Genomic DNA, 20,392 nt, shown 5'->3' on the forward strand with positions numbered 1-20,392 from the left:
TGAATCCCCTTCCGGGAGCGGCGTCCCCGCCTCCCGGGATCAAATCCAAGCCAAGCCCAACTCATGATCCAACCGACCCGAACTCTCTCCGTGCGCGAATCCCTGATGGCCACGGCCTCCCATCGCTTGCTCACCGGCCTCGTCGCCGGCCTCTCGATCACCACCCTCCACGCTGTCGACTGGAACGGCTCCGCCAGCCAGGACTGGAATACCGCCGCCAACTGGACTCCCTCCGGCGTCCCCAATGGCGCGAACGCCGTGGTGAAAGTCGCCACGCCAAACTACGCGAAAATCTCGGCCGACATGACCGGCACCCCGGTCGACATCATCGTCGGTGCCGACTCCGGCGCGAATTCCCGCCTCGATCACATCTCCGGCACCGGCAATACCGGCAATGGCAACTGGATGTTCGTCGGCCGCAATAGCGGCACCGGCGTCTACAACCTCGCCAACACCGCAGGCACCGGCGGCACCTACACCGGCTTCGGCCTCGGCAGCGGCACCATGAATGTCAAAGGCCGCCTCTACGTCAGCGGCAACTCCGGCACCGGCTCCACCGGCACCGTCCGAGTGAATACCTCCGGAACCCTGGCCATCGGCGCCCATCTCGAAATCGCCACCAACACCAGCACCGGTTCATTCCTGCTCGATGCCGGCACGGTGACGGTGGGTGACTGGATGGAAATCGGCAATGGCACCGGCTGCAACGGCACCTTCAACATGTCCGGCGGCACCCTCACCAAGGGCGGCATCGACGGCATCATCGTCGCGGCCAACGGAGCGACGGGTAATTCCACCATCACCGGCGGTTCGATCAACTCGACCGTGGTCGGCGGCAACGGCCAGTTCCGCGTCGGCAACGCCGTCGGCTCCAATGGCACGCTGAATCTTTCCGGCACCGGCTCGATCAACGTCACCAATGAGATCTGGGTCGGCAACAACGCCGCCACCGGCAATTTCAATTTCGCAGGCGGCTCGGTCACCAATAACAACTGGGTGGCCATCGGCCGCCGCGACGGCACCAATGCCGGCGGCACCGGTACCGTGACCATGACCGGCGGCACCTGGACCAAGACCGGGGACTCGAACTTCATCGTCGGTGCCAGCGGCAATGGCACGATGAACATGAGCGGCGGCATCGTGGATGTCGGCACCAGCACGGTGGCGGACCGCGGCGTCACCTGGGTCGGCGAACAAAACAACGTCACCGGCCTGCTCACGCTTTCCGGCACCGCCGACTTCCGCACCGCGCGCATCACCCTGGCGGTCAATAGCGGCACCACCGGCACGCTGAATCTCGATGGCGGCATCGCCCGCGTCGGCCAGATCACCGGCGGCGCAGGAACGGAGACCGTTCACTTCAACGGCACCCAGCTGATCGCACGCGGCAACCAAGCCGCCTTCGTCTCCACCCTCAATGCCTCCGACGTGAAGACCGGCGGCCTCAAGGTGGACACCAACGGCTTCAATGTCACGATCCCGCAGGTGCTCACCGCGGGCAGCCCGTCCGGCGGCGTCGTCAAGACCGGTGCCGGCACCCTGACCTTGACCGGAGCGAACACCTACACCGGCGATCACACGATCAGCGCCGGCAAGCTCGCCGTGACCAATGACCATCTCGGCGGAGGCAGCTTCACCGTCGCGGAAGGAGCCAAGATGGGCGTCATCCAGAACAACGACATCGACGCGCTCGACGCCGCCAACGTTACCTTCAATGGCGCGACCGGTTCATCGCTCGAGATCGACCTAGGCAATATGTTCGGCAATCCGACCGTGGCCCCGTTGAACGTCACCGGCACGCTCACCCTCAATGGTCCGGTCACCATCAATGTCACCGACCAATTGCCCGCTGTCGGCACTGTTCCACTCGTCAGCTACCTCGGTTCCAAGGCAGGTACCGGCAGCTTCGTCCTCGGCAGCCTGCCGAATGGCGTGTCCGCCACGCTTTCGGACAATGGCAGCGGACTGGTTTCGCTCAATGTCCTCAGCGTCTCGCTGCCGACCTGGGATGGCAACGTCAACGGCAACTGGAACACCACCACCGCCAACTGGTTCGACCTCGCCACCAACAACTACTCCGCCTACACGAATCCCGCCCCGGTGGTCTTCGATGACAGCGCGGCTGGAACCACGGATGTGATCCTGAACGCCACCTTCTCACCGAGCAGCGTTCGCTTCAACAACTCCTCCAGCAAACCCTACACCCTCACCGGCACCGGCAAGATCTCCGGCGCCACCGGCCTGACCAAGCAAAGCGACGGCACTGCCTCCATCAGCACCGCGAATGACTTCACCGGTCCGGTCACCATCTCCGGCGGCACGCTCGCCGTCTCCAGCATCGCCAATGGCGGATCGCCGAGCCCGCTCGGTGCCTCCTCCTCCAGCGCGTCGAATGTCGTTCTGGATGGCGGCACACTCGCCTACACCGGCGCGGCGGCCAGCACCGATCGCGGTTTCACGATCAATGCACTGAACACCGGCATCTCGGTCACCAATGAACTGACGCTGACGGGAGCATTCGCAAACGCAGCCGGCAATTTCATCAAGAGCGGCCCGGGCAATCTGATCCTCACCCAGAATGGTCCGGTCGCCCTCGGAACCGTCACTCCGGGCGTCGAAGTCCGCGAAGGCACGCTCACCTTGACCGGCTCAGGAGCGCAGGTCGTCACCGTCGCAGGCCAGATGTATGTCGGCAGCACGCCCAACCTGACGGCGAACCTGGTGCTGAACAACACCACGCTCAACACCGGCAACTTCCTCACCTTCGCCCGCGGCCAAGGAAACGACGGCGTCACCAACTTCACCGCGACCAACTCGGTGATCAACAGCGTCAACTTCAGTTCCGGCTATAACAACGGCCTGGTGGACAACGCCAGTGAGGCCTTCCTCACGCTCAACAACACCACCTGGACCAACACCGGCGTCACCTACCTCTCCGAAAGCACCGGCTCCTCGGGAGCGATGACGCTCAATGGCACCTCACAGTTCAATGCCATCGGATCCTTCCTGCTCGGACGCAATGCCGGCACCACCGCGATGCTGACGCTGAAGGACACCACCGTCCTTAACAAGACCGCCGGCTACATCGGTATCGGCGCGGGTGGCATCGGCACGCTCAACGTGCAGGACAGCGCTTCGCTCACCTCGAACGTGGATGACTTCAACGTCGGCGATGGCGTCAACGCCACCGGCACGATCAACCTGAGCGGCAATGGCTCGATCAGCGGCTCGCAGATGTACATCGGCAAGAACCCCGGCACGCTCGGCACGGTGAACCAGACCGGCGGCAGCTTCCAGAGCTCCACCTTCCTTACCATCGGCCGCTTCGCCGGTGGCGTGGGTATCGTGAACGTCTCGGCCGGCACCCTCACCCAGGGAGGCACCGCCCAGACCTTGTTGGTCGGCCAGGAAGGAACGGGAACGCTCAACATTTCCGGAACCGCCAACGTCGTGTCCAATGGCACCGCACTGCAGCTCGCCCTCGCGGCAACCGGCAATGGAACCGTCAACCTGAACGGCGGCACCTTGACCGTGAAGCAAGTGCTCGAAGCTGCCAGCGGCGGCAATAGCGAGTTCTACTTCAACGGCGGCACTCTCAAGGCCAACACCGGAGCCAACGCGACCTTCATGACCGGCCTCGATGCGGTCTTCGTGAAGGGCGGCGGCGCCACCATCGACACGAATGGCCAGACCATCGCCATCGCACAAAACCTCGTCGATGGCGGCGGCAACGGCGGCCTGACCAAGACCGGCACCGGCACGCTCCGCCTCAATGGCAGCAATAGCTTCACCGGCACCACCACCGTTTCCACCGGCACGCTCGGCGGCACCGGCTCGATCGCTGGACCGCTCGTCGTCAATGCCGGAGCCTCGGTGGCACCCGGAGCCTCGGCCGGAACCCTCACCGCCGGAGCCACCACCATCACCGGCGGCTACATCTGTGAAATCGACGGCGCCACCGCCGACAAGCTCGCCGTCAATGGCGCGCTAACCATCAGCCCCGGCGCTGTGCTGGACTTCAACGTGCTCGCGGCACCCACTGCCCCGACCTACGTCATCGCCAGCTACAGCTCGCTCACCGGTACCTTCACGGTGCAGGACCTGCCGGTAGGCTACACGGTGAACTACCACTACAACGACGGCGTCAGCTCTAACAACATCGCACTCGTCTCCGCCACCGCGACCCCATACGACGACTGGACCGCCACTTACTTCCCGGGAGTGACGGATCAGAACATCATCGGACCGGCGGCGGACCCGGACAAGGACGGCAGCCCGAACTCGCTGGAGTTCGCGCTCGGCGGCGTGCCGAACAATGGCAGCAATGGTCCGAAGGTGTTCCAATTCGCCGCCGACGGCAGCGACGCGGGCACCGAGCCGGAACTGCTCCTGACCATCGCGGTCCGCGGCAATCCGACCTTCAGCGCCGGCCCGGCTCCGACGGCCACCGTGGACGGGTTCACCTACACCGTGAACGGCAGCCTCACACTGGGCTCCTTCACCAGTGCCGTCTCGCCGGTGACCCCGGTCGCACCGCCCGCGCCGAATGCCGCACCACCCGCCGGCTACGTATGGCGCACCTTCAGTCTCGACGGATCGAACAACCTGCCGGGCAAGGGTTTCCTGCGGGTCTCCGTCAATTGAGCTCCCTGACGTAACGGGTACAACGGGAAGCCAACGGGGAGGCGTGCCATTTGGGTTTGTGGCACGCCTCCCTTTTCTTCAACATCCACTACCGATGAAGACCGCACTCGCGTTCTCCCTTTTCCTGGTCCTCGCCGCCCGCGGCGAAATCGCACGCTGGGCCGATGCCTCGATCCCCGTCACGGACGGCCTCGAACTCTGGCTCGATGCCAGCCGCGAAAACGAAGCCCGCGAGGCCCACTACATGAACCGCCTCGCCGACGGCCAGGCCATGGAGCTGTGGCATGACTCCTCCGGCAAGTCGCGGCACCTCGCCCAGTGGTCGAGCGTCTTCCGTCCCCTGTGGAAGGGTGGCAGCGTGGAGTTCCTCGGCGATGACTATCTGGCAGCGCTGCTCACGCCCGGCGTGGAAAGCCGGGAATGTACGATATTCATCGTAGCTGCGCCGGACCGCGCCAGCGGCGACTTCCCCGCCCTTTTCAGTGCGGCGAGAAGAGACGAGCACGACTACACCAGCGGCCTCACCATTGACTTCGGCCGCGCCCCCGGCCCCGACGGCCTGGCGGATTTCCTGAACGTGGAGGGCGCCGGCCAGACAGGTGCCCGGAACCTGTTCATCCAGCCGGTCGCCACGCGACGCGGCCATGTCTTCACGGTAACCAGCAGCGCGAAAGGAAGCGCCGCCCGTGTCGACGGTGAGGCGCACGGCAGGCGCGACCGCGGCGACGTCGCTTTCGCGATGGACCGCGTGGCCGTCGGCGCACGCTTCGTGGAGCCGGAGATGCGGCACTTCTTCAATGGCCGGATCGCCGAGGTCATGTTCTTCAACCGGACTCTCGGCCCGGAGGAAATCGCGAAGATGGAAGACTGGCTGAAGAACAAGCACGCCGGCTTCCTTCGCGCCTCCGCACCGCTCGCCCCGCGCGGCGCGGAGAAAGACCGTCCCATCGTGCAGATGCTCGTCCCCGGCTTCACCGTGGAAGAGCTGCCGGTGAAGGTCAACAACTTGAACAACATCGAGTATGCGCCCGATGGCCGGCTCTTCGCCGCCGGCTACGATGGCCGCTTCCACCTGCTGCGCGACACGGACGGCGATGGCATCGAAGACAAGCTCGATACCTTTTCCGACGAGACCTCCGACAACTACCCGCTCGGCATGGTGGTGAAGGACGGCATGCCACACGCCCTGCTCTCCGATGAGATCGTCCGCTTCCGCGATACCAATGGCGATGGCATCCCCGACAAGCGCGAAACCGTCGCGAAAGGTTGGGACGATCCAAAGCTGCGCGATGATCCCGGCCTCATGCACCGACGAGTGGACAGCGCCATGGCCCTCGCCGCCGGACCCGATGGCTCGTGGTATGTCACCATGGGCAGCGCGAATCCCGGCAATGGCTACTGGCAAAAGGCCGAGGGCGATATCTGGTCGCCGGACTCCGTGAAGACCGGCAAGCCCGCCTACTCGCCGGACAAGCGCCGCGGCTGCCTGCTGAAGATCTCACCGGACGGCAAGAAAGTGGAGCAGCTCAACAGCGGCCTGCGCTACATCATGTCGTTGCAATGGGATCGCCACGGCGAACTCTTCGGCACCGACCAGGAAGGCGCCACCTGGCTCCCCAACGGCAACCCCTTCGACGAACTCCTCCATCTCCAGACCGGCCGTCACTACGGCTTCCCGCCACGCCATCCGAAGCTGCTGCCCGACGTGGTCGATGAGCCCAGCCTCTGGGACTACGCGCCGCAGCACGAAAGCACCTGCGGCTTCCGCTTCAATGGCCCGGCCAAGGACCGCCCGCGCTTCGGCCCGGACTTCTGGGCCGACGATGCCATCGTCACCGGCGAATCCCGCGGCAAGCTCTGGCGCACCACGCTGGCGAAGACCTCCGCCGGCTACGTCGCGCGGAACCAGCTCTTCGCCTGCGTCGGCACGCTGATCACCGACTGCGCGATCTCGCCGAAGGGTGAACTCGTCATCTGCTGCCCCTCCGGCCCGCCGGACTGGGGCAGCGGCCCCGCGAAGGAAGGGCGGCTTTTCAAAATCCGCTACTCTGATCCAGACGCGCCCCAGCCGGTGCTGGTCCGCCCGATCAGCACCACGCAAACCCTCATCGAATTCGACCGTCCGCTTCCCAACACCGGCTGGGCCGATTTCGCATCCCGCGTCCATATCACCGGCGGCCGTCACGTCACGGCGGGCGACCGCTTCGAGGCCATCCGTCCGGGCTACGCCGTGGTCCGCGCTCAGCGCGAAGAACCCACCTTCGACGTCCCGGTGGAAGGAATGATCATGATGTCGGGCAACCGTTCCCTACTCATCCAGACCCCTCCGCGCGTCGCCGCGGTGAACTACGGCATCGCCATCGATTGGCCGCGCAGCGAAGCCGGCATCCGCCAGGCCCCTGCGATCGACCTCGCCCATGACCTCACCGGCTTGGAGGTAAAGTGGACGGGTGCCAACGGCGCAGAGCTGCCGTTTGCCAATGCCCCCTACTGGTGGCCGCATGCCGATCTCAAGGCCTTGGAAGTCTTCGGCCGCAGCAGCGACAGCATCGCCACCGGCCTCGCCGCCTGCAAGACGCCGGGCCATCTGACCCTCCACACCAAGCTCGACCTCTCGCACCTGCTCCAGCCGAAAGTCCAGCCCGGCGCGCACCTCGATTACACGCCGGAGCCGGAAACCGTCACCGTCACCGTCCGCAGCGATGCCGCCGTGAAACTCTCCGCCACCGGCGTGGAGGTCACCGCGAGAGGACCGAATCAAGCCTCGTTCACCAAAACCATCCGCGACGATCCCTGGCAGGAAATCGAAATCTCCCTCGCAACTCCCGCCAAGGATCTGGAGATCACCTGGCACACCACGCTCGATCCGCGCGAACGCCCGATGGCCGCCCCGCGCTTCCTCATGCCCTTCGCGGAGCGCCCTCCCGAGCCACAGGCAAAAAGCACCGCGCCCCCCGAGATCGCCGGCGGCAACTACGCCAATGGCCACCGCCTTTTCATGGGCAAGGCCACCTGCTTCACCTGCCACCAAATGCGCGGCGAAGGCAACGCCGTCGGCCCCGACCTCAGCAATACCGCCCACCGCGACTACGCCAGCGTGCTGCGGGACATCAACGAGCCCAGCGCCACCATCAATCCCGACGCCGTCGCCTACCAGATCACTCTCAAGAACGGCACCGCCGCCGTCGGCACCCGCATCGGCGAGACGGCCACCGAGCTAAAGCTGGCCTCCCCCGGCGGACAGGTGACCGTGGTGAAAAAAGCCGAGATCGTTAAAAACACAGCCCTCCCGGTTTCCCTGATGCCGCCCGGCCTGCTTACCGCGCTCAGCGAGCAGGAAAGGAAAGACCTCATGACATTCCTGCTCAGCGAGCCACAGCGGGATGAGTGACTGCGTCCTTCCCTTCCGCCCCGCATCGGCTACCGTCCCGGGTGATGCCTCCGCTCGATTTCACGCCCATTTCCAAGATGATCGTCTGGATGGCGATCATCTCGTGGCCGGTCGGCTTTGCCCTGGCGTGGTTTTGGCGCCGGCGCTGGATCGAGCGCTACGAGCGGCTCGGCGAATCGACCTCGGAGGAAATGCTCGATGAATTGGAAAAAGCGTGGGCCACCCGGCGCACGCTGCTGATCCGCACCTCCACCGAATACCTGCCCTTTGTCTTCGAACGCATCCGCGAGATCGTCGACAGCGGATTCGAGGACAAGCAGATGCTCTCGCTGCTGGAGCGCATCGACTACCACCGTCCAAATGAGGAGCAGCAGGCCGTCTTTCCCGTGGAAGTGAAAGGCCGCACCGTCGACCTGCACTTGAAGTGGGCACGCGATGAAGGCGACCGGATCCGCCTCCGCGTGACCGCGGCACCCGCCATCATCCGCGCACTGCGCGAGCAGAAGAAGAAGATCCCGAAGGCGGCGTTCGTGGACTAACGGAATCGATTGCCCGCTCCGGCGGTTTCTCCATCATCCGCTCCATGAGAAACCATTCCGGCGCGAGCAAGTGAACCCCGCGCTCGAACTCGCCGCCTTCGCCGGCCTGATGGCCCTCGGCCAATTCAGTCCCGGGCCGGACATGATCCTGCTCACCCGCACCGCGCTGGCGGAGGGAGCGAAGGCTGGCGCCATCATGGCCATCGGCATCGCCACCGGCCTGACCGTGCACGCCTCCATCGCAGTGGCTGGCCTGGCCGTCGCATTCGAACAAAGCCCCGGCCTCCGGAAAGCGATCTCCTGGTCGGCAGCCGCCTACTTGCTCTGGCTCTCCTGGTGCCTGCTGCGCTCCGCATTCTCACCACCCGTCGAAAAAGGCGAAAACACCGCGGCCCCCTCCTCCCGCGGCCCCTTCCTCCGCGGCCTGATTTGCAATCTGCTGAATCCGAAGGCCGTGATCTTCCTCGCCGCCACCTGCGCGCCGTTCCTGACCGGCACCCATCCGGCTTGGTGGCCGTTCGCGATCGCCGGCCTCGTCATCGTCCAGGGCGGCTCGCTGTGGGCACTGTGGGCATGGCTGCTCCAGTGGCGGCCACTCCGCACGCGCTACGAAAACTCGGCCCGCTGGATCGACGGGATCTTCGGCGTCGCCCTCGCGGCACTGGCGGTCAAGCTCCTGGTCGCTCCCTGAAAAATCCCGTTTGCAACTCCCCTTGGATTGCCTTTCATGCGGCAAGTCCCACTCGAAACGCATTTCCATTCCTTATTTCCCATCTCATGAAATTCCCTGCTCTCCGTTCCTTGGCCGCGCTCCTTTTCGCCGGAGCCGCCCTCGCCCTCAGCTCTTGCACCAATACCACCAGCTCCGGCAGCGCTTACACCTCGTTCAAGTTCGATCCGCCGGTGAAGCAGCCGACTGGCTCGGCCGGCATCCGCGTGAAAATGAGCACCGGCGCCCAGCGCTTGTATGTGGTGCAGGGCGATCAAGTCCTGCTCGCCACGCCGATCTGCGTCGGCACCGCCGGAGCTCCCACCCCGCACGGCACCTTCCCGATCCGCGCCAAGCAAATGCAGCGCCGCCGTGCCAGCGAACCCGGCTCCGGCTACCCCATGACCTACTGGATGGAATTCTCCGGCCCCGCCTACGGCATGCACTGGGGCTTCGTGAAGCCCTACCCGGCCACCCACGGCTGCGTCCGCCTCCCGCTGAACTCCGCCCGCAAGATCTTCGGCCTCGTCAAAGTCGGCACCCCGGTCGACGTCGCCACCAGCCAGCCGCTGGACGCCACCGTGGGCAAGTCCCTGCCAAGGATCGACGACAGCGCCCTGCCAAATCCGCCGATGTCCTACCTGCTCAGCCCGCAGGTCTTCAGCGATGCCGAGAAGGGCAAGATGTGGAACTTCTGATCCGTCCCCGCGATCCTTAGACCTTTCCATGCCGTGGCCGCCTTGTGCGGTCGCGGCATTTTCTTTGTTAGCCAGTCAGTCCCGCGAGCGCTCCCAGGAACTCACCCGGCCGCCCTTGAAGAGCACCGAGGCCCGGCGATACGGCACGTAGGTGATTTCCGAACCAAGGCCGTAGCCGGAGTAGGGATAGCCGTAGCGCCCATAGCGACCGTAGCCGTAGCCCCCATAACCCCAGCCGCCCACGAAGGAATTCGTGTAGACCGGCGTCGATCCGGCGTAGTCCCAGCGCAGGGTGGAGGTGCCGTTTTCACTGCCCTCGTATTCGCGGCTTGGCGAGCCCCAAGCCAAGTAGACCGCGTCCGTGCTCATTCCCTTGTCGATCTGCCCGCGCTCCACGAGTTGCTTCTGCTTTTCCGGGAGGCGGTCAAACTTCATTGGTTGGGCGGCAATTCGTGCCTCCGGCGTGGACGGCGCACAGGAGGCGAAAACCAGCGCCGAAAGTGCGGCAGCGAGCACGAGTTTCATGCCAAATCCGATACACCCCGCCGTCCTTGCGTGCAAACCTCCGCCGTGACGAAAAATTCCGCCGGAAAGTCGCTTGCCAACCCCGAAATCGCCGACTCAATCTCGCGGCGCAAACGTCCCTGATTTTCCCATGTCCGATCTGCTCGAAGACGAAGACCTCTCCTCCGCCCTGAAGAAGTGCCCCGAGTGGGAGTACGAGAAAAACGCGATCACCCGCACCTTTGAGTTCGAGGAATTCATGGACGGGATCGACTTCGTGAACAGCGTCGCCGACATCGCCGACGAAGCGCAGCACCACCCGGACATCCGCATCAACTACACCAAGGTGACCCTCAAGCTCACCACCCACGACGCCGGCGGCGTGACCGAAGCCGACGTCGAGCTCGCCCAGCGCGTCGACAACCTCGTCGACTGACCCACACCGGACGTTTCCAGATTTCCCTCGAAAAGGCCCGCCTCCCGCGGGCCTTTTTATTGTAGTCCGCACTCTCCGAGTGCGGAACGAAGCTGCTCTACCTGCAGTCGGAGACCTCCAGCTCTTCCTGCGACGGCCCCCGAAGAATCCGGGTCACCTCGGCATCATCAGCTCCTCATCTTTCATCCCCGTCAGCTCCCTCAGCCCTTTCATCAACCGGATCAGGATCACGAACAGAATCCCCATCACCGGCAGGCCGATAACCGCAAAACTCCAGCCGGTCAGCTTCCCGATGATCGTATTATAGGTGGACAAGGCATCCCCCGCGGTGGCGTTGAAGTCCCGGAAAAACCACTGCGCCAGCCCGAGATTCATCGCCGCGCTCAAAACGAAGGAACACGCGAAGAACCGCGTCGCCTGCAAGAGCAGGCGCTGATACCCGCTTTCCGCCCCGAGCTGCGCCACCCGGTCCTCGATCTTCGGAACGTCGAAGATGGTGTCATTATAGAGAAAGACCCGGATCAAGGGACTCTCCGATTTGTGCGAGGCGAGAATGGCGAATGCCAGCACCAGCGGGATCGATGCTTCCTTGATGCCAAAGAGCAGCCCCGCATTCGGCTTCACCGTCCCATCGGCATTCCACAAATACAGCGTCAGCCCGCCCGTCAGCAGCACCGAGATGAAGCCCAGAGCCGAGAAGACATTCCCCTTCCGCGTCTTCACGAAGTGCCAGATGCCGTAGGCCAGCGGCGGGATCAGCGCCACGATCATCGCCCACATCGGACCGATGTGCCACGGCCGCACCGCCTTCCCCAGCTTCCGCTGGAGCTCCGGATCCTTGCTCAGGTAGCTGAGCACCAGCACCGGGATCAGCACGTTGATCAGGATGTTCGCGAGCGGATGCTCCTGCGGCGTCTTGGCCTTGGGGTCGGGCATGGGATGGATTTCGCCCGGAGCCAAGCCGCTGCCCCGCCGCTTGCAAACGAAAAAGGGCCGCAGTTCCGCCTTCCACGGGGCCCCGGGGCCGACCTTGAGGGTTGCCCGTCGCCTCGCGGGGTGCTTCCCTCCGCCCGCCGTGTCCGTGTCCCATCCGTCATCCATCCGCCGCACGCTTGCCATCATCTCCCACCCGGACGCAGGCAAGACCACGCTCACGGAGAAATTCCTCCTCTACGGCGGCGCCATCGACCTCGCCGGCTCCGTCACCTCCCGCCGCGACCGCCGCCAGACCACCTCCGACTGGATGGAGCTGGAAAAGCAGCGCGGCATCTCGATTTCCTCCACCGTCCTCCAGTTCCAATACGGCGGCTTCCACGTGAACCTCCTCGATACCCCGGGTCACGAGGACTTCTCGGAAGACACCTACCGCGTGCTCACCGCCGTCGACGCCGTCATCATGGTGGTCGATGCCGGTAAGGGCGTCGAAGCCCGGACCCGCAAACTCTTCGAAATCTGCCGCCTCCGCGGCATCCCCATCTTCACCTTCATCAACAAGCTCGACCGCCCGACCCGCTCGCCGATCGACCTCGTGGATGAAATCGAAAACGTCCTCGGCATCGCCTCCCACCCGATGAATTGGCCCCTCGGCGATGGCCCGCGCTTCCGCGGCCTGATCCAGCGGCGGGATGGCCAGCTCAATCTCTTCGAGAAAACGAAAGCCGGTGCCTACCGCGCGCCCGTCTCCGTGATGGGCCTCACCGACCCCGCCGTGCGTGAGCACGTCGATGCCGACCTCGTCGACAAGGCGATCGAGGAAATGGAGCTGCTCGATATCGCCGGTGCCCCCTTCGATCTCGAGCGCGTGCTGAAGGGCGAGCTCACCCCCGTCTTCTTCGGCTCCGCCGCGAACAACTTCGGCATCCAGCTCCTGCTCGATGGCTTCCTCTCGATGGCCCCCGAGCCCTCCGGCCGCAAGTCCGGCGAAACGATGATCGAGCCGGAAGACAAGCGCTTCAGCGGCTTCGTCTTCAAGATCCAGGCGAACATGAACCCGAAGCACCGGGACCGCATGGCCTTCATCCGCATCGTCTCCGGCAAGTTCGAGCGGGACATGCAGGTCTGGCACGGCTCCGCCGCCAAGCAAATCCGCCTCTCGAATTCCCAGAAGCTCTTCGCCCAGGAACGCGAGATCGTCGATGAAGCCTTCGCCGGTGACGTCGTCGGCCTCGTCGGCAATCAGCCCTTCGAAATCGGCGACACCCTGACCGTCGACAACTCGATCAAGTTCGACGAGATCCCGATCTTCCCGCCCGAGTGCTTCGCCAATATCCGCGGCCGCAGCACCGCCACCGCCAAGCGCTTCCGCGCCGGCATGGACCAGCTCGTCCGCGAAGGCGTCATCCAGCTCTTCGAAACCGCCGGCGGCTCCGCCTCCCTGTTAGGCGCCATCGGCCCTCTCCAATTCGAAGTCCTCAAGTACCGCCTCGAATCCGAATACGGCGCCGAAGTCATCGTCGAGCAATGCCCATGGCAAGTCATCCGCTGGCTGATGAAGGATGATGAGCCCGTCACCGGCGCATTCCCTCCCACCGACGATCTCCCCGGCGGCTGCGCCCTCGCCAAGGACTCCGCCGGCCACTGGGTCGTCCTCGCCGAAGCCGAATGGGCCCTCCGCAGCTTCAAGCGCTACCACGAACAGTGGGACCTCGCCGAGCGTCTGGTGAAGTGACTAGCATATCCGCCGCCGAGGTCTCACGCCGCGACCTCAACATCAACTAATGGCTAGATCGAACTCTCGACCGGAAGCGCATGAAGGCGATCGACTTGAATTCCATCCCTTACAAGCACCGGTTCAGCGGAGCTTCATTACTGATCTCAAAGGCCAACAAGCTGGTGGGATTGGGACATCCTCTTAAGGTTATCGATCCCCAGAAAGGACTCGCGGCATTAGCCTACTACGACATGGCATTGGCGCTGATAAAGCCATTCGATCCCAACTATTCCACTGCTCTGAATTGGAAGTGCAACGTGCTGCGGGCACTTGGCCAGTATGAGGATGCGGTTGAATGGTACAGCGAGATCATCCGCATCTCGGACGAAACCGACGGCAAGGCGAAGCGCAATGCTACAGCGGTATTGGCCGAAGAGATGATCCAAGCATGCGAGGGAAGGAAGAATGAACCGCTCGAAGTCAATGACGCCGACGCGGCGTTATTTGATGACCCTCCGTTCTGCATGCATGCGGAGAAGTTTTGCGACTGGCTGAACGAGGGTAAATTCAGCAAGGCCCATCAGCTCCTATCTCCAGCACTTAAGGAGACCTTCCCAGTCCCAGCGTTGAAAACGGCGTGGCAAAAAATGACCGGGCATTCCAAGCCTGAAGATATTTCGCTGGCCCTGGAACAACACACGGTGGACTGGCCCGGCCGCAAGCCCGACGAAATCGGATGGTGCTACTTCTCGATTTCAACAGCGGAATTCAGCGAGGCCGTCACCGTGGTGATCGGCGGGAAGGACCATGCGTTCTTGATTACAGAGCTTGAGTTTGGCCGCCCTTAGCAACGGCAACTCGCCCCCTCACCATTTCCCTTTTCCCTTGAGAGAACCTAGCCGCCTCCTTACACGGAGGCTCGATCACACGTTTCCTTATAACATCATGCTCGGCTTCGGTTGGTGCCATCTTCAATCTTCCCGCGAGCCTCTGCGGGACGCTTCCCTCGATGAAGTCGGCGATATCGACGACGAGATCGACCGGACGGATGTTGCAATGTTCGCTGCCTTCAGGGAATGGATGGGCAGGCAGGATGATCCATACCTCGTCTGGACACTTCTGGAACAGCACAACAATCACCACGGACTGCTGACCTTCAGCCTCTCCCGCAATCACCGCTCATCACTGGTGTGGGACATGCTGAGTTGGATCGTGAAGAATGCTCCCGGCAGCTACGGGCTCTTCTACTGCCACGACGACGAGGACACCATGGATCGGAATTCCTATGACCGGCATCCGCCGATGGACTACGACAACGTCTTTAGGGTACACCGGATCAAGAACGGCAAACTTGAAGAGCTGGCAGATCCATTCTTTGGCCTCGTCGAAGGAGACCTCGAACCAATTCATCCCTACAACCGCGCGGAGTCCTGATCGCTGCGTTGAGATGAGTCCGACCCCATGGCGGAAATCAACACCATCGAAGAGATTCGGGAACGGCTTCGTTCCCCACGGCCACCATTCCTGGAACTATGGGCAACCGCACCTCCTGACCGATCGCTCTGTGCACTCATCAGCGGCGATGTGGGCTGGTTGATGTTCCTGCGAGAGAATGGAGACGCAGGGTTCAGCACTCGCAATCCTGACTACTCGGGCAGCGCGGATGAATTCATCGATTACCAACTCGAGAACGGGCAGCACGACCAATATCCCGCCTCTTGGGCGCTGCCAGTCTCCGAGGTCCAGCGGGCGCTGGAACATTTCATCACCCACGCCGAGCCCGCTCCGTGGCTGACCTGGCACAATGATTCCGGTGACGGCACCGTGATCGGCGGGAGACCCGACCCCTGACATCAGACGATGGAAGGAATCGCGTTCTCGAACTCAGAGCTGTCAGAACTCCTCCCGCACGATCACGCCGGACCTCATTCACTTGCTCCGGGAATGGGGCCTCACGTAAGTCCCATCTTTCCTGAAGTAACCATGGACGTAGACCGGATCGCTTGAGGAGCTTGTCGAAGGAGCCTTGCCTGATTCTCCGGTCTTCGAGTCGCGATTGCCCTCGTTAGACCGGTTGTCTGCCAGCTGCCCGTTGGGGGAGGTTCGATAGTGGCCGGGAACATAAGTCCCGTCGGTTCGAGAGTAGCCGGCCACCCACACCCAAGGACCAGTCGAGGACGCCGCCAATAGGCGGGCTTCAGTCCGGGTGACCTTTCTGACATCGCTCGTTTTGGATCCCGGCGGGCTGTTGTCGACGTAGAGCATATCACCCGCCGAACCCGAGCCCGGCCCAACCGCCAAGAGCTTCTTCAAACGCTCCTCCTCGGCCTTCTCCCTGGCTTCAGCCAAGCCCTTCTCGTAGCTCGCAGCCTTGGCCGGATCATACCCGAAGCGCTTGCGCAGCGTTTCCGGCAGATTCTCCAGACGAACCGTGGCTGAGCCGGTTGAATGATAAAAGCGGATCTCGCTGGGAGTTACCACACACCTCCGAATGTCCTCGAACTTCCTGCCATCGAGCGTTTGCAGGACTTTGAGATCATCCATCGTCTCGTAGAACGACGCCCCGGGATTCAACCCGAGTGCAATCTGGGACTCCTCCGTCAGCTCATCTTGGGAAATCCGCCAGACTCCTCCGGCATGCACGATCCTGAGTAACCCGTCGGCTTCCCGCGAGACTGCAGTGACCTGTTCCACTGATTTACCTTTTGTCGTCGTGATCCGTGCGGCGAGCACCTCGCCACTTGCAGGGAACATGCAGAGCACGAACGCCCATAGGGCATAGATGAGGACACGACTAGACATTGGGGAGAGAAAAACATACGGAAATTAGTTTATCCCACTACCATGTAAACAAGATTCCTTCACTCTAGCCGTGCTCCTATTTCCCCGGCCCGGATTGTCCAAACGTTCTGACAAAGAGGCTACCAAGCACTACCCCACGGCGAAGCCACGCATTGAATGACTGTCCCTCCTCAGAAGAATCCTGAATCCATGCAGCCTTCCGAAATCGGCCAAAGCTATGACTCCATCGCCCGCCGCTGGCTGGAGCCGCATCTTGAGTCGAACGGAATTCGCCAGCACGAGCACGCCCTCAAATTCCGCCCCGACGGCGGCTCGGCACTCGATGTCGGCTCAGGATGCAGCGGCCGCTTCATCCGCCTGCTGCAAAGTCGCGGCTACTTCGTGGAAGGCCTCGACGTCTCCGCACAAATGATTGCCTTTGCGCAGCAGCGGAATCCCGACGTCACCTTCCACCACGCCGACATCTGCGAGTGGTCGCCACCTCGACAGTACGACTTCATCACCGCGTGGGACAGCATCTGGCACGTGCCGCTCCAGCACCACGAGGCAGTCTTGCAAAAGCTCTGCGGAGCCTTGTCCCCCGGTGGCATCTTCATCTGGACGACAGGCGGACTGGATGAGCCGTCGGAGAAACACGACTCCGCGATGGGCCCGCCGGTCTACTACAGCGTCCTGGGCATTCCAAAGACACTCGAGGTCATCGCCGACGCCGGATGCATCTGCAGGCACCTGGAATACGACCAGTATCCCGAAAAGCATCTCACCCTCATCGCTCAAAAGACCTGACCTCCTGCCCTTGGGCAGAGGCAGAACCCGCGGAAGGCAGACACCCTAAATGTCAGACGCATCAAGCCTCCCCTTTTCCTCCAGCTCCCGGACCCGCAGTTCCAGCCCCGCGATCGTTTCAAAGACGAGCCCCAGAATCCGCTCCGTCCGCACGCGGTCCTCCTCCGGCATTCCGGCGAGTTCCTCGGCCAGAACGGCAGCAAGCGGGGAGTTTTCATCCTGGGGGGACATGGGAGGAGGGAGGAAGGGATTCCGACACTAACACAACTCTCCCCGATCGACATAGGATAAGTAGAAAAAATCGGCATCGCGACCGTTGGGAAGCCTACCACCTCATCCCGGCTCGCTTGATTGAGACCCAGCTCTCCCAGCCAGCCATCGAAACATGAGCTGTCCCTTTCCCAAGCTTCTGCGAAAAGTGGAGAAGTGCACCACGGTAGATCCCGTGGCGTCCTTCGTCGCATCCCATAACGAAACGGGCCGGCCATGAAGACCCTCTTGCTCTCCCTGCTCCTGTTCCCGATCACCGCCCACGCGGCAGGCATCGTGCTGTCATCCCCCTCCGACTACCAAGTCATCCAGCGCCAGACCGCCGCTCAGGGTGAGCTGACCGTGGCCGGCAGCTTGTTGGAGACGGACGGCCCGGTAGACGTGGAAATACGGCTGGTTCACGATGGTAAGGCCGAGGAATGGAGCCGCCTTGCCGGATCCGTCAAAGGGTCCGCCTTCTTGGGAAAAATCCAGCTCCCTGCCGGTGGCTGGTATCGCATGGAAGCGCGCGCCACGCGCGATGGCCAGGTGCTGGCGGAAGCCGTCACGGAGCACTTCGGCATCGGCGAAATCTTCGTCGTCGCCGGCCAGTCGAACTCTGCGAATCACGGCGAGGAAAAGCAAAACACCAGCACTGGACAGGTAGCCTCCTTCGATGGCCAGCGCTGGCTGCTCGCCAGTGATCCCCAGCCCGGAGCCAGCGGCACCGGCGGCAGCTTCATGCCGCCTTTGGGCGACGCACTCGCCACCCATTTCAAGGTCCCCATCGGCTTCATCGCCTGTGGCATCGGCGCCACCAGTGTCCGCGAGTGGCTGCCGGAAGGCTCGGTTTTCCCCGCTCCACCAACCCGGACAACTCGGGTCGAGCAGCGCGCCGACGCCCAATGGACGAGCAAGGGCGCAGCCTTCACCATGCTAGTGCGCCGCATGAAGCAAGCCGGACCGCAGGGCTTCCGCGCCGTGCTCTGGCACCAGGGTGAAAGCGATGCGAACCAGACCGATTCCAAGTGCACGCTGTCCGGCGACCTCTACCGCCAATACCTTGCCACCATCATCCGCGAATCACGGAAACAAAGCGGCATCGAGGCACCATGGTTCGTCGCCCAAGCCAGCTACCACGTACCCGGCGATGAATCCTCGGATGACCTCCGCTCCGGCCAAGCAGCCCTGTGGAAGGAAGGCATCGCCCTCGAAGGACCCGACACCGACACCCTGAAAGGCGACCTCCGCGAAGCCAACGGCAAAGGAGTCCACTTCAGCAGCAAAGGACTCCGCGAACACGCCGCGCTGTGGGAGCGAAAGATCACCCCATGGCTGGAGCAGAACGTGAAGTAGTCATCAGGCTTGAACGAGGCTTCGTCGCTTACTTTTCACTGTCTTCCTTGGATAGCACCCCAGCTTCACACCTTCTCCAAATGGACACACTCCAGGAATTGCAAAGATGGTACCACTCTCAATGCGACGGCGACTGGGAACACGAAAACCTCATCCAGATTCGCACGCTGGACAATCCAGGCTGGAGAGTCGTCATCGATCTCATGGACACCGATCTGGAAGAGCGCCCGTATGCAGGGACCGCGAAGGAGCTCTCAGAACCGGAGCACGACTGGATTCATTGTGCCGTCCGGGATGGGAAATGGGAAGGAGCCGGCGGAGCACTTATGCTTGATGAGATTCTTCGCACCTTCTTGGCCTGGGCCGCAAAAAAGTAACCAGACAACGCGCCATTACCATTCCGGCCAAGCCTACCTTCCAGGAACATGAGCCTCCCAGCGCCCCATCTGAGCATCGCGCCTGCGACCGACCTCTCGGCACCGGACTGCGACCTCGTCCGCCAGTGGCTGCGCGAGCACAACTGGTCCGCCAACCCGGCCTTCATGGAACTGCTTCAGCAGCCGGAGCACCAGGCACGCTCGCTCATCCTCCTCGCCACTGCCGATGACCGCATCGTAGGCGGCCTCTTTGCCGAGACCCAACTCGCATGGCTCCGCATCTCCATCATGTCCGTGGATCCTGAATCGCGTTCAAGAGGCATCGGCACGGCGCTGCTCGCCGAAGCGGAACGCCAAGCCATCACCCGCGGCTGCAGGCATGCCTATGCCGATACCATGGACTATCAGGCACCGCGCTTCTACCTGGCTCACGGCTTCACCGTGGCGGGAGAAATTCCCGACTGGGACTCGCACGGCCACAACAAGCTCTTCCTTACCAAGCCTCTCCAGTGAGTCCGGCTCGGCAGCGTTAATTTCTAACGATCTGCCAACTCGCTTGTCTACCAAGCCGGACACGCAAGCGTGCGACAAGATCGCCCCTTGCTGCGGACCTTCCGCATTGCCTATCTTGACATCGTCAGCCTCATGGCCCCGCCCGTCCCCCCCGATGAGCGATCACGAACATCTCCGCCAATTCGAGGACCAGTCCCTGCCACTGGACCTCTGGCACCACCGTGCCCATCTCAAGGTCGCGTATCTCTACCTCAGCCGTTTCCCGTTCGAGGAAGCCCTGAACCGTTTGCGCTCCGGCATCCGCGCCTACAATGCCGCCCATGGGATCGGGGACACACCCACCGGCGGTTACCACGAGACCATGACCTGCGCGTGGTGTCACCTCGTCCACACCACCCTCCGCCAGTTCGGTCCGGCAGCGTCCTCCGATGCCTTCCTCGACGCGCAGACCCAGCTCAAGGACAAGCGCGTCCTGCTGCTCTTCTACTCGCGGGACCTCATCATGTCCCCAGAGGCAAAGTCCTCTTTTATCCCGCCCGATTTGGCACCGCTGCCGCAACCGCTCGACCCCCGGGCATGAAACGGAAGCCACCTTTCGACGGTAAAAAGTCGCAATTTATCGCGTCCTACATCATTTTCCTGATTTCCAATTATAGCAATTTACCGTCAAAACAGCGCAACCCAATGACCGTCCCGCGATGCGGGCCACGCCGAACCTTCCCTCCAACGGATCCCCGC

General features: G+C 62.9%; 19 protein-coding genes. 15 read left to right on the forward strand and 4 right to left on the reverse strand.

Annotated elements, in window-relative coordinates:
• The first annotated feature begins 63 nt into the window (after positions 1 to 63).
• The 5 genes from WKV53_RS09755 (at position 64) to WKV53_RS09775 (ending at position 9,981) form a co-directional block, all read left to right on the forward strand.
• Positions 64 to 4,644, forward strand: coding sequence for a beta strand repeat-containing protein (locus WKV53_RS09755; RefSeq protein WP_341404385.1), 4,581 nt, complete (start codon positions 64 to 66; stop codon positions 4,642 to 4,644).
• Between the two features lie 94 nt (positions 4,645 to 4,738).
• Positions 4,739 to 8,035 carry a DUF7133 domain-containing protein gene (locus tag WKV53_RS09760; RefSeq protein WP_341404386.1) on the forward strand — a complete coding sequence of 1,099 codons (3,297 nt, stop codon included), beginning with the start codon at positions 4,739 to 4,741 and terminating at the stop codon, positions 8,033 to 8,035.
• Between the two features lie 44 nt (positions 8,036 to 8,079).
• Positions 8,080 to 8,574, forward strand: a complete 495-nt coding sequence (locus WKV53_RS09765) for a hypothetical protein (protein WP_341404387.1) — start codon at positions 8,080 to 8,082, stop codon at positions 8,572 to 8,574.
• A gap of 70 nt (positions 8,575 to 8,644) precedes the next feature.
• Positions 8,645 to 9,265 carry a LysE family translocator gene (locus WKV53_RS09770; protein WP_341404388.1) on the forward strand — a complete coding sequence of 207 codons (621 nt, stop codon included), beginning with the start codon at positions 8,645 to 8,647 and terminating at the stop codon, positions 9,263 to 9,265.
• A gap of 86 nt (positions 9,266 to 9,351) precedes the next feature.
• Positions 9,352 to 9,981 carry a L,D-transpeptidase gene (locus WKV53_RS09775; protein ID WP_341404389.1) on the forward strand — a complete coding sequence of 210 codons (630 nt, stop codon included), beginning with the start codon at positions 9,352 to 9,354 and terminating at the stop codon, positions 9,979 to 9,981.
• Between the two features lie 75 nt (positions 9,982 to 10,056).
• Here the strand turns inward: WKV53_RS09775 and WKV53_RS09780 are convergent, their stop codons facing one another.
• On the reverse strand, positions 10,057 to 10,506 hold the full coding sequence (locus WKV53_RS09780; protein WP_341404390.1) for a hypothetical protein: 450 nt from the start codon (positions 10,504 to 10,506) through the stop codon (positions 10,057 to 10,059).
• A gap of 130 nt (positions 10,507 to 10,636) precedes the next feature.
• Between WKV53_RS09780 and WKV53_RS09785 the strand changes: the two genes are divergently transcribed.
• The gene (locus WKV53_RS09785) at positions 10,637 to 10,921 is read left to right on the forward strand and encodes a 4a-hydroxytetrahydrobiopterin dehydratase (protein ID WP_341404391.1); all 285 of its coding nucleotides are present in this window, start codon (positions 10,637 to 10,639) and stop codon (positions 10,919 to 10,921) included.
• Positions 10,922 to 11,074: 153 nt separating this feature from the next.
• On the opposite strand, the gene WKV53_RS09790 is transcribed toward WKV53_RS09785, so the two are convergent.
• Positions 11,075 to 11,857 (reverse strand): VC0807 family protein, encoded by a 783-nt coding sequence (locus tag WKV53_RS09790; RefSeq protein ID WP_341404392.1) that lies wholly within the window; start codon positions 11,855 to 11,857, stop codon positions 11,075 to 11,077.
• A gap of 139 nt (positions 11,858 to 11,996) precedes the next feature.
• On the opposite strand from WKV53_RS09790, the gene WKV53_RS09795 reads away from it, so the two are divergent.
• The 4 genes from WKV53_RS09795 (at position 11,997) to WKV53_RS09810 (ending at position 15,422) form a co-directional block, all read left to right on the forward strand.
• Complete coding sequence (locus tag WKV53_RS09795) at positions 11,997 to 13,589, forward strand: peptide chain release factor 3 (RefSeq protein WP_341404393.1); 1,593 nt, start codon at positions 11,997 to 11,999, stop codon at positions 13,587 to 13,589.
• Positions 13,590 to 13,669: 80 nt separating this feature from the next.
• Positions 13,670 to 14,419: a hypothetical protein gene (locus tag WKV53_RS09800; RefSeq protein ID WP_341404394.1), complete on the forward strand. Its 750-nt coding sequence runs from the start codon at positions 13,670 to 13,672 to the stop codon at positions 14,417 to 14,419.
• Between the two features lie 37 nt (positions 14,420 to 14,456).
• A complete protein-coding gene (locus WKV53_RS09805) occupies positions 14,457 to 15,005 on the forward strand; it encodes an Imm7 family immunity protein (protein ID WP_341404395.1) in 549 nt (182 codons plus the stop codon).
• Positions 15,006 to 15,032: 27 nt separating this feature from the next.
• Positions 15,033 to 15,422: an Imm1 family immunity protein gene (locus tag WKV53_RS09810; RefSeq protein ID WP_341404396.1), complete on the forward strand. Its 390-nt coding sequence runs from the start codon at positions 15,033 to 15,035 to the stop codon at positions 15,420 to 15,422.
• Positions 15,423 to 15,500: 78 nt separating this feature from the next.
• Here WKV53_RS09810 and WKV53_RS09815 read toward each other — a convergent pair whose 3' ends face one another.
• On the reverse strand, positions 15,501 to 16,373 hold the full coding sequence (locus tag WKV53_RS09815) for a hypothetical protein (protein ID WP_341404397.1): 873 nt from the start codon (positions 16,371 to 16,373) through the stop codon (positions 15,501 to 15,503).
• 189 nt (positions 16,374 to 16,562) lie between these two features.
• On the opposite strand from WKV53_RS09815, the gene WKV53_RS09820 reads away from it, so the two are divergent.
• A complete protein-coding gene (locus WKV53_RS09820) occupies positions 16,563 to 17,159 on the forward strand; it encodes a class I SAM-dependent methyltransferase (RefSeq protein ID WP_341404398.1) in 597 nt (198 codons plus the stop codon).
• Between the two features lie 45 nt (positions 17,160 to 17,204).
• Here the strand turns inward: WKV53_RS09820 and WKV53_RS09825 are convergent, their stop codons facing one another.
• Complete coding sequence (locus WKV53_RS09825; RefSeq protein ID WP_341404399.1) at positions 17,205 to 17,390, reverse strand: hypothetical protein; 186 nt, start codon at positions 17,388 to 17,390, stop codon at positions 17,205 to 17,207.
• A 255-nt stretch (positions 17,391 to 17,645) separates the two neighbouring features.
• Here WKV53_RS09825 and WKV53_RS09830 point away from each other — a divergent pair, with 255 nt between their 5' ends.
• The 4 genes from WKV53_RS09830 (at position 17,646) to WKV53_RS09845 (ending at position 20,234) form a co-directional block, all read left to right on the forward strand.
• Positions 17,646 to 18,764, forward strand: a complete 1,119-nt coding sequence (locus WKV53_RS09830; RefSeq protein ID WP_341404400.1) for a sialate O-acetylesterase — start codon at positions 17,646 to 17,648, stop codon at positions 18,762 to 18,764.
• Positions 18,765 to 18,844: 80 nt separating this feature from the next.
• Entirely contained in the window at positions 18,845 to 19,141 is a 297-nt protein-coding gene (locus WKV53_RS09835) for an immunity 53 family protein (protein WP_341404401.1), read from the forward strand.
• 48 nt (positions 19,142 to 19,189) lie between these two features.
• The gene (locus WKV53_RS09840) at positions 19,190 to 19,654 is read left to right on the forward strand and encodes a GNAT family N-acetyltransferase (protein WP_341404402.1); all 465 of its coding nucleotides are present in this window, start codon (positions 19,190 to 19,192) and stop codon (positions 19,652 to 19,654) included.
• Positions 19,655 to 19,808: 154 nt separating this feature from the next.
• Complete coding sequence (locus tag WKV53_RS09845) at positions 19,809 to 20,234, forward strand: hypothetical protein (protein WP_341404403.1); 426 nt, start codon at positions 19,809 to 19,811, stop codon at positions 20,232 to 20,234.
• Positions 20,235 to 20,392: the final 158 nt, after the last annotated feature.

The sequence above is a fragment of the Luteolibacter sp. Y139 genome, from assembly GCF_038066715.1.
Taxonomy (GTDB): domain Bacteria; phylum Verrucomicrobiota; class Verrucomicrobiia; order Verrucomicrobiales; family Akkermansiaceae; genus Haloferula; species Haloferula soli.

What these genes read in the sequence shown, in the direction of transcription:
- WKV53_RS09845 (WP_341404403.1), top strand. Translation starts at nt 19,809, where the DNA reads ATGAGCGATCACGAACATCTCCGCCAATTCGAGGACCAGTCCCTGCCA.
- WKV53_RS09785 (WP_341404391.1), top strand. Translation starts at nt 10,637, where the DNA reads ATGTCCGATCTGCTCGAAGACGAAGACCTCTCCTCCGCCCTGAAGAAG.
- WKV53_RS09840 (WP_341404402.1), top strand. Translation starts at nt 19,190, where the DNA reads ATGAGCCTCCCAGCGCCCCATCTGAGCATCGCGCCTGCGACCGACCTC.
- WKV53_RS09820 (WP_341404398.1), top strand. Translation starts at nt 16,563, where the DNA reads ATGCAGCCTTCCGAAATCGGCCAAAGCTATGACTCCATCGCCCGCCGC.
- WKV53_RS09825 (WP_341404399.1), bottom strand. Translation starts at nt 17,390, where the DNA reads ATGTCCCCCCAGGATGAAAACTCCCCGCTTGCTGCCGTTCTGGCCGAG.
- WKV53_RS09775 (WP_341404389.1), top strand. Translation starts at nt 9,352, where the DNA reads ATGAAATTCCCTGCTCTCCGTTCCTTGGCCGCGCTCCTTTTCGCCGGA.
- WKV53_RS09760 (WP_341404386.1), top strand. Translation starts at nt 4,739, where the DNA reads ATGAAGACCGCACTCGCGTTCTCCCTTTTCCTGGTCCTCGCCGCCCGC.
- WKV53_RS09765 (WP_341404387.1), top strand. Translation starts at nt 8,080, where the DNA reads ATGCCTCCGCTCGATTTCACGCCCATTTCCAAGATGATCGTCTGGATG.
- WKV53_RS09810 (WP_341404396.1), top strand. Translation starts at nt 15,033, where the DNA reads ATGGCGGAAATCAACACCATCGAAGAGATTCGGGAACGGCTTCGTTCC.
- WKV53_RS09790 (WP_341404392.1), bottom strand. Translation starts at nt 11,857, where the DNA reads ATGCCCGACCCCAAGGCCAAGACGCCGCAGGAGCATCCGCTCGCGAAC.
- WKV53_RS09835 (WP_341404401.1), top strand. Translation starts at nt 18,845, where the DNA reads ATGGACACACTCCAGGAATTGCAAAGATGGTACCACTCTCAATGCGAC.
- WKV53_RS09780 (WP_341404390.1), bottom strand. Translation starts at nt 10,506, where the DNA reads ATGAAACTCGTGCTCGCTGCCGCACTTTCGGCGCTGGTTTTCGCCTCC.
- WKV53_RS09755 (WP_341404385.1), top strand. Translation starts at nt 64, where the DNA reads ATGATCCAACCGACCCGAACTCTCTCCGTGCGCGAATCCCTGATGGCC.
- WKV53_RS09830 (WP_341404400.1), top strand. Translation starts at nt 17,646, where the DNA reads ATGAAGACCCTCTTGCTCTCCCTGCTCCTGTTCCCGATCACCGCCCAC.
- WKV53_RS09800 (WP_341404394.1), top strand. Translation starts at nt 13,670, where the DNA reads ATGAAGGCGATCGACTTGAATTCCATCCCTTACAAGCACCGGTTCAGC.
- WKV53_RS09815 (WP_341404397.1), bottom strand. Translation starts at nt 16,373, where the DNA reads ATGTCTAGTCGTGTCCTCATCTATGCCCTATGGGCGTTCGTGCTCTGC.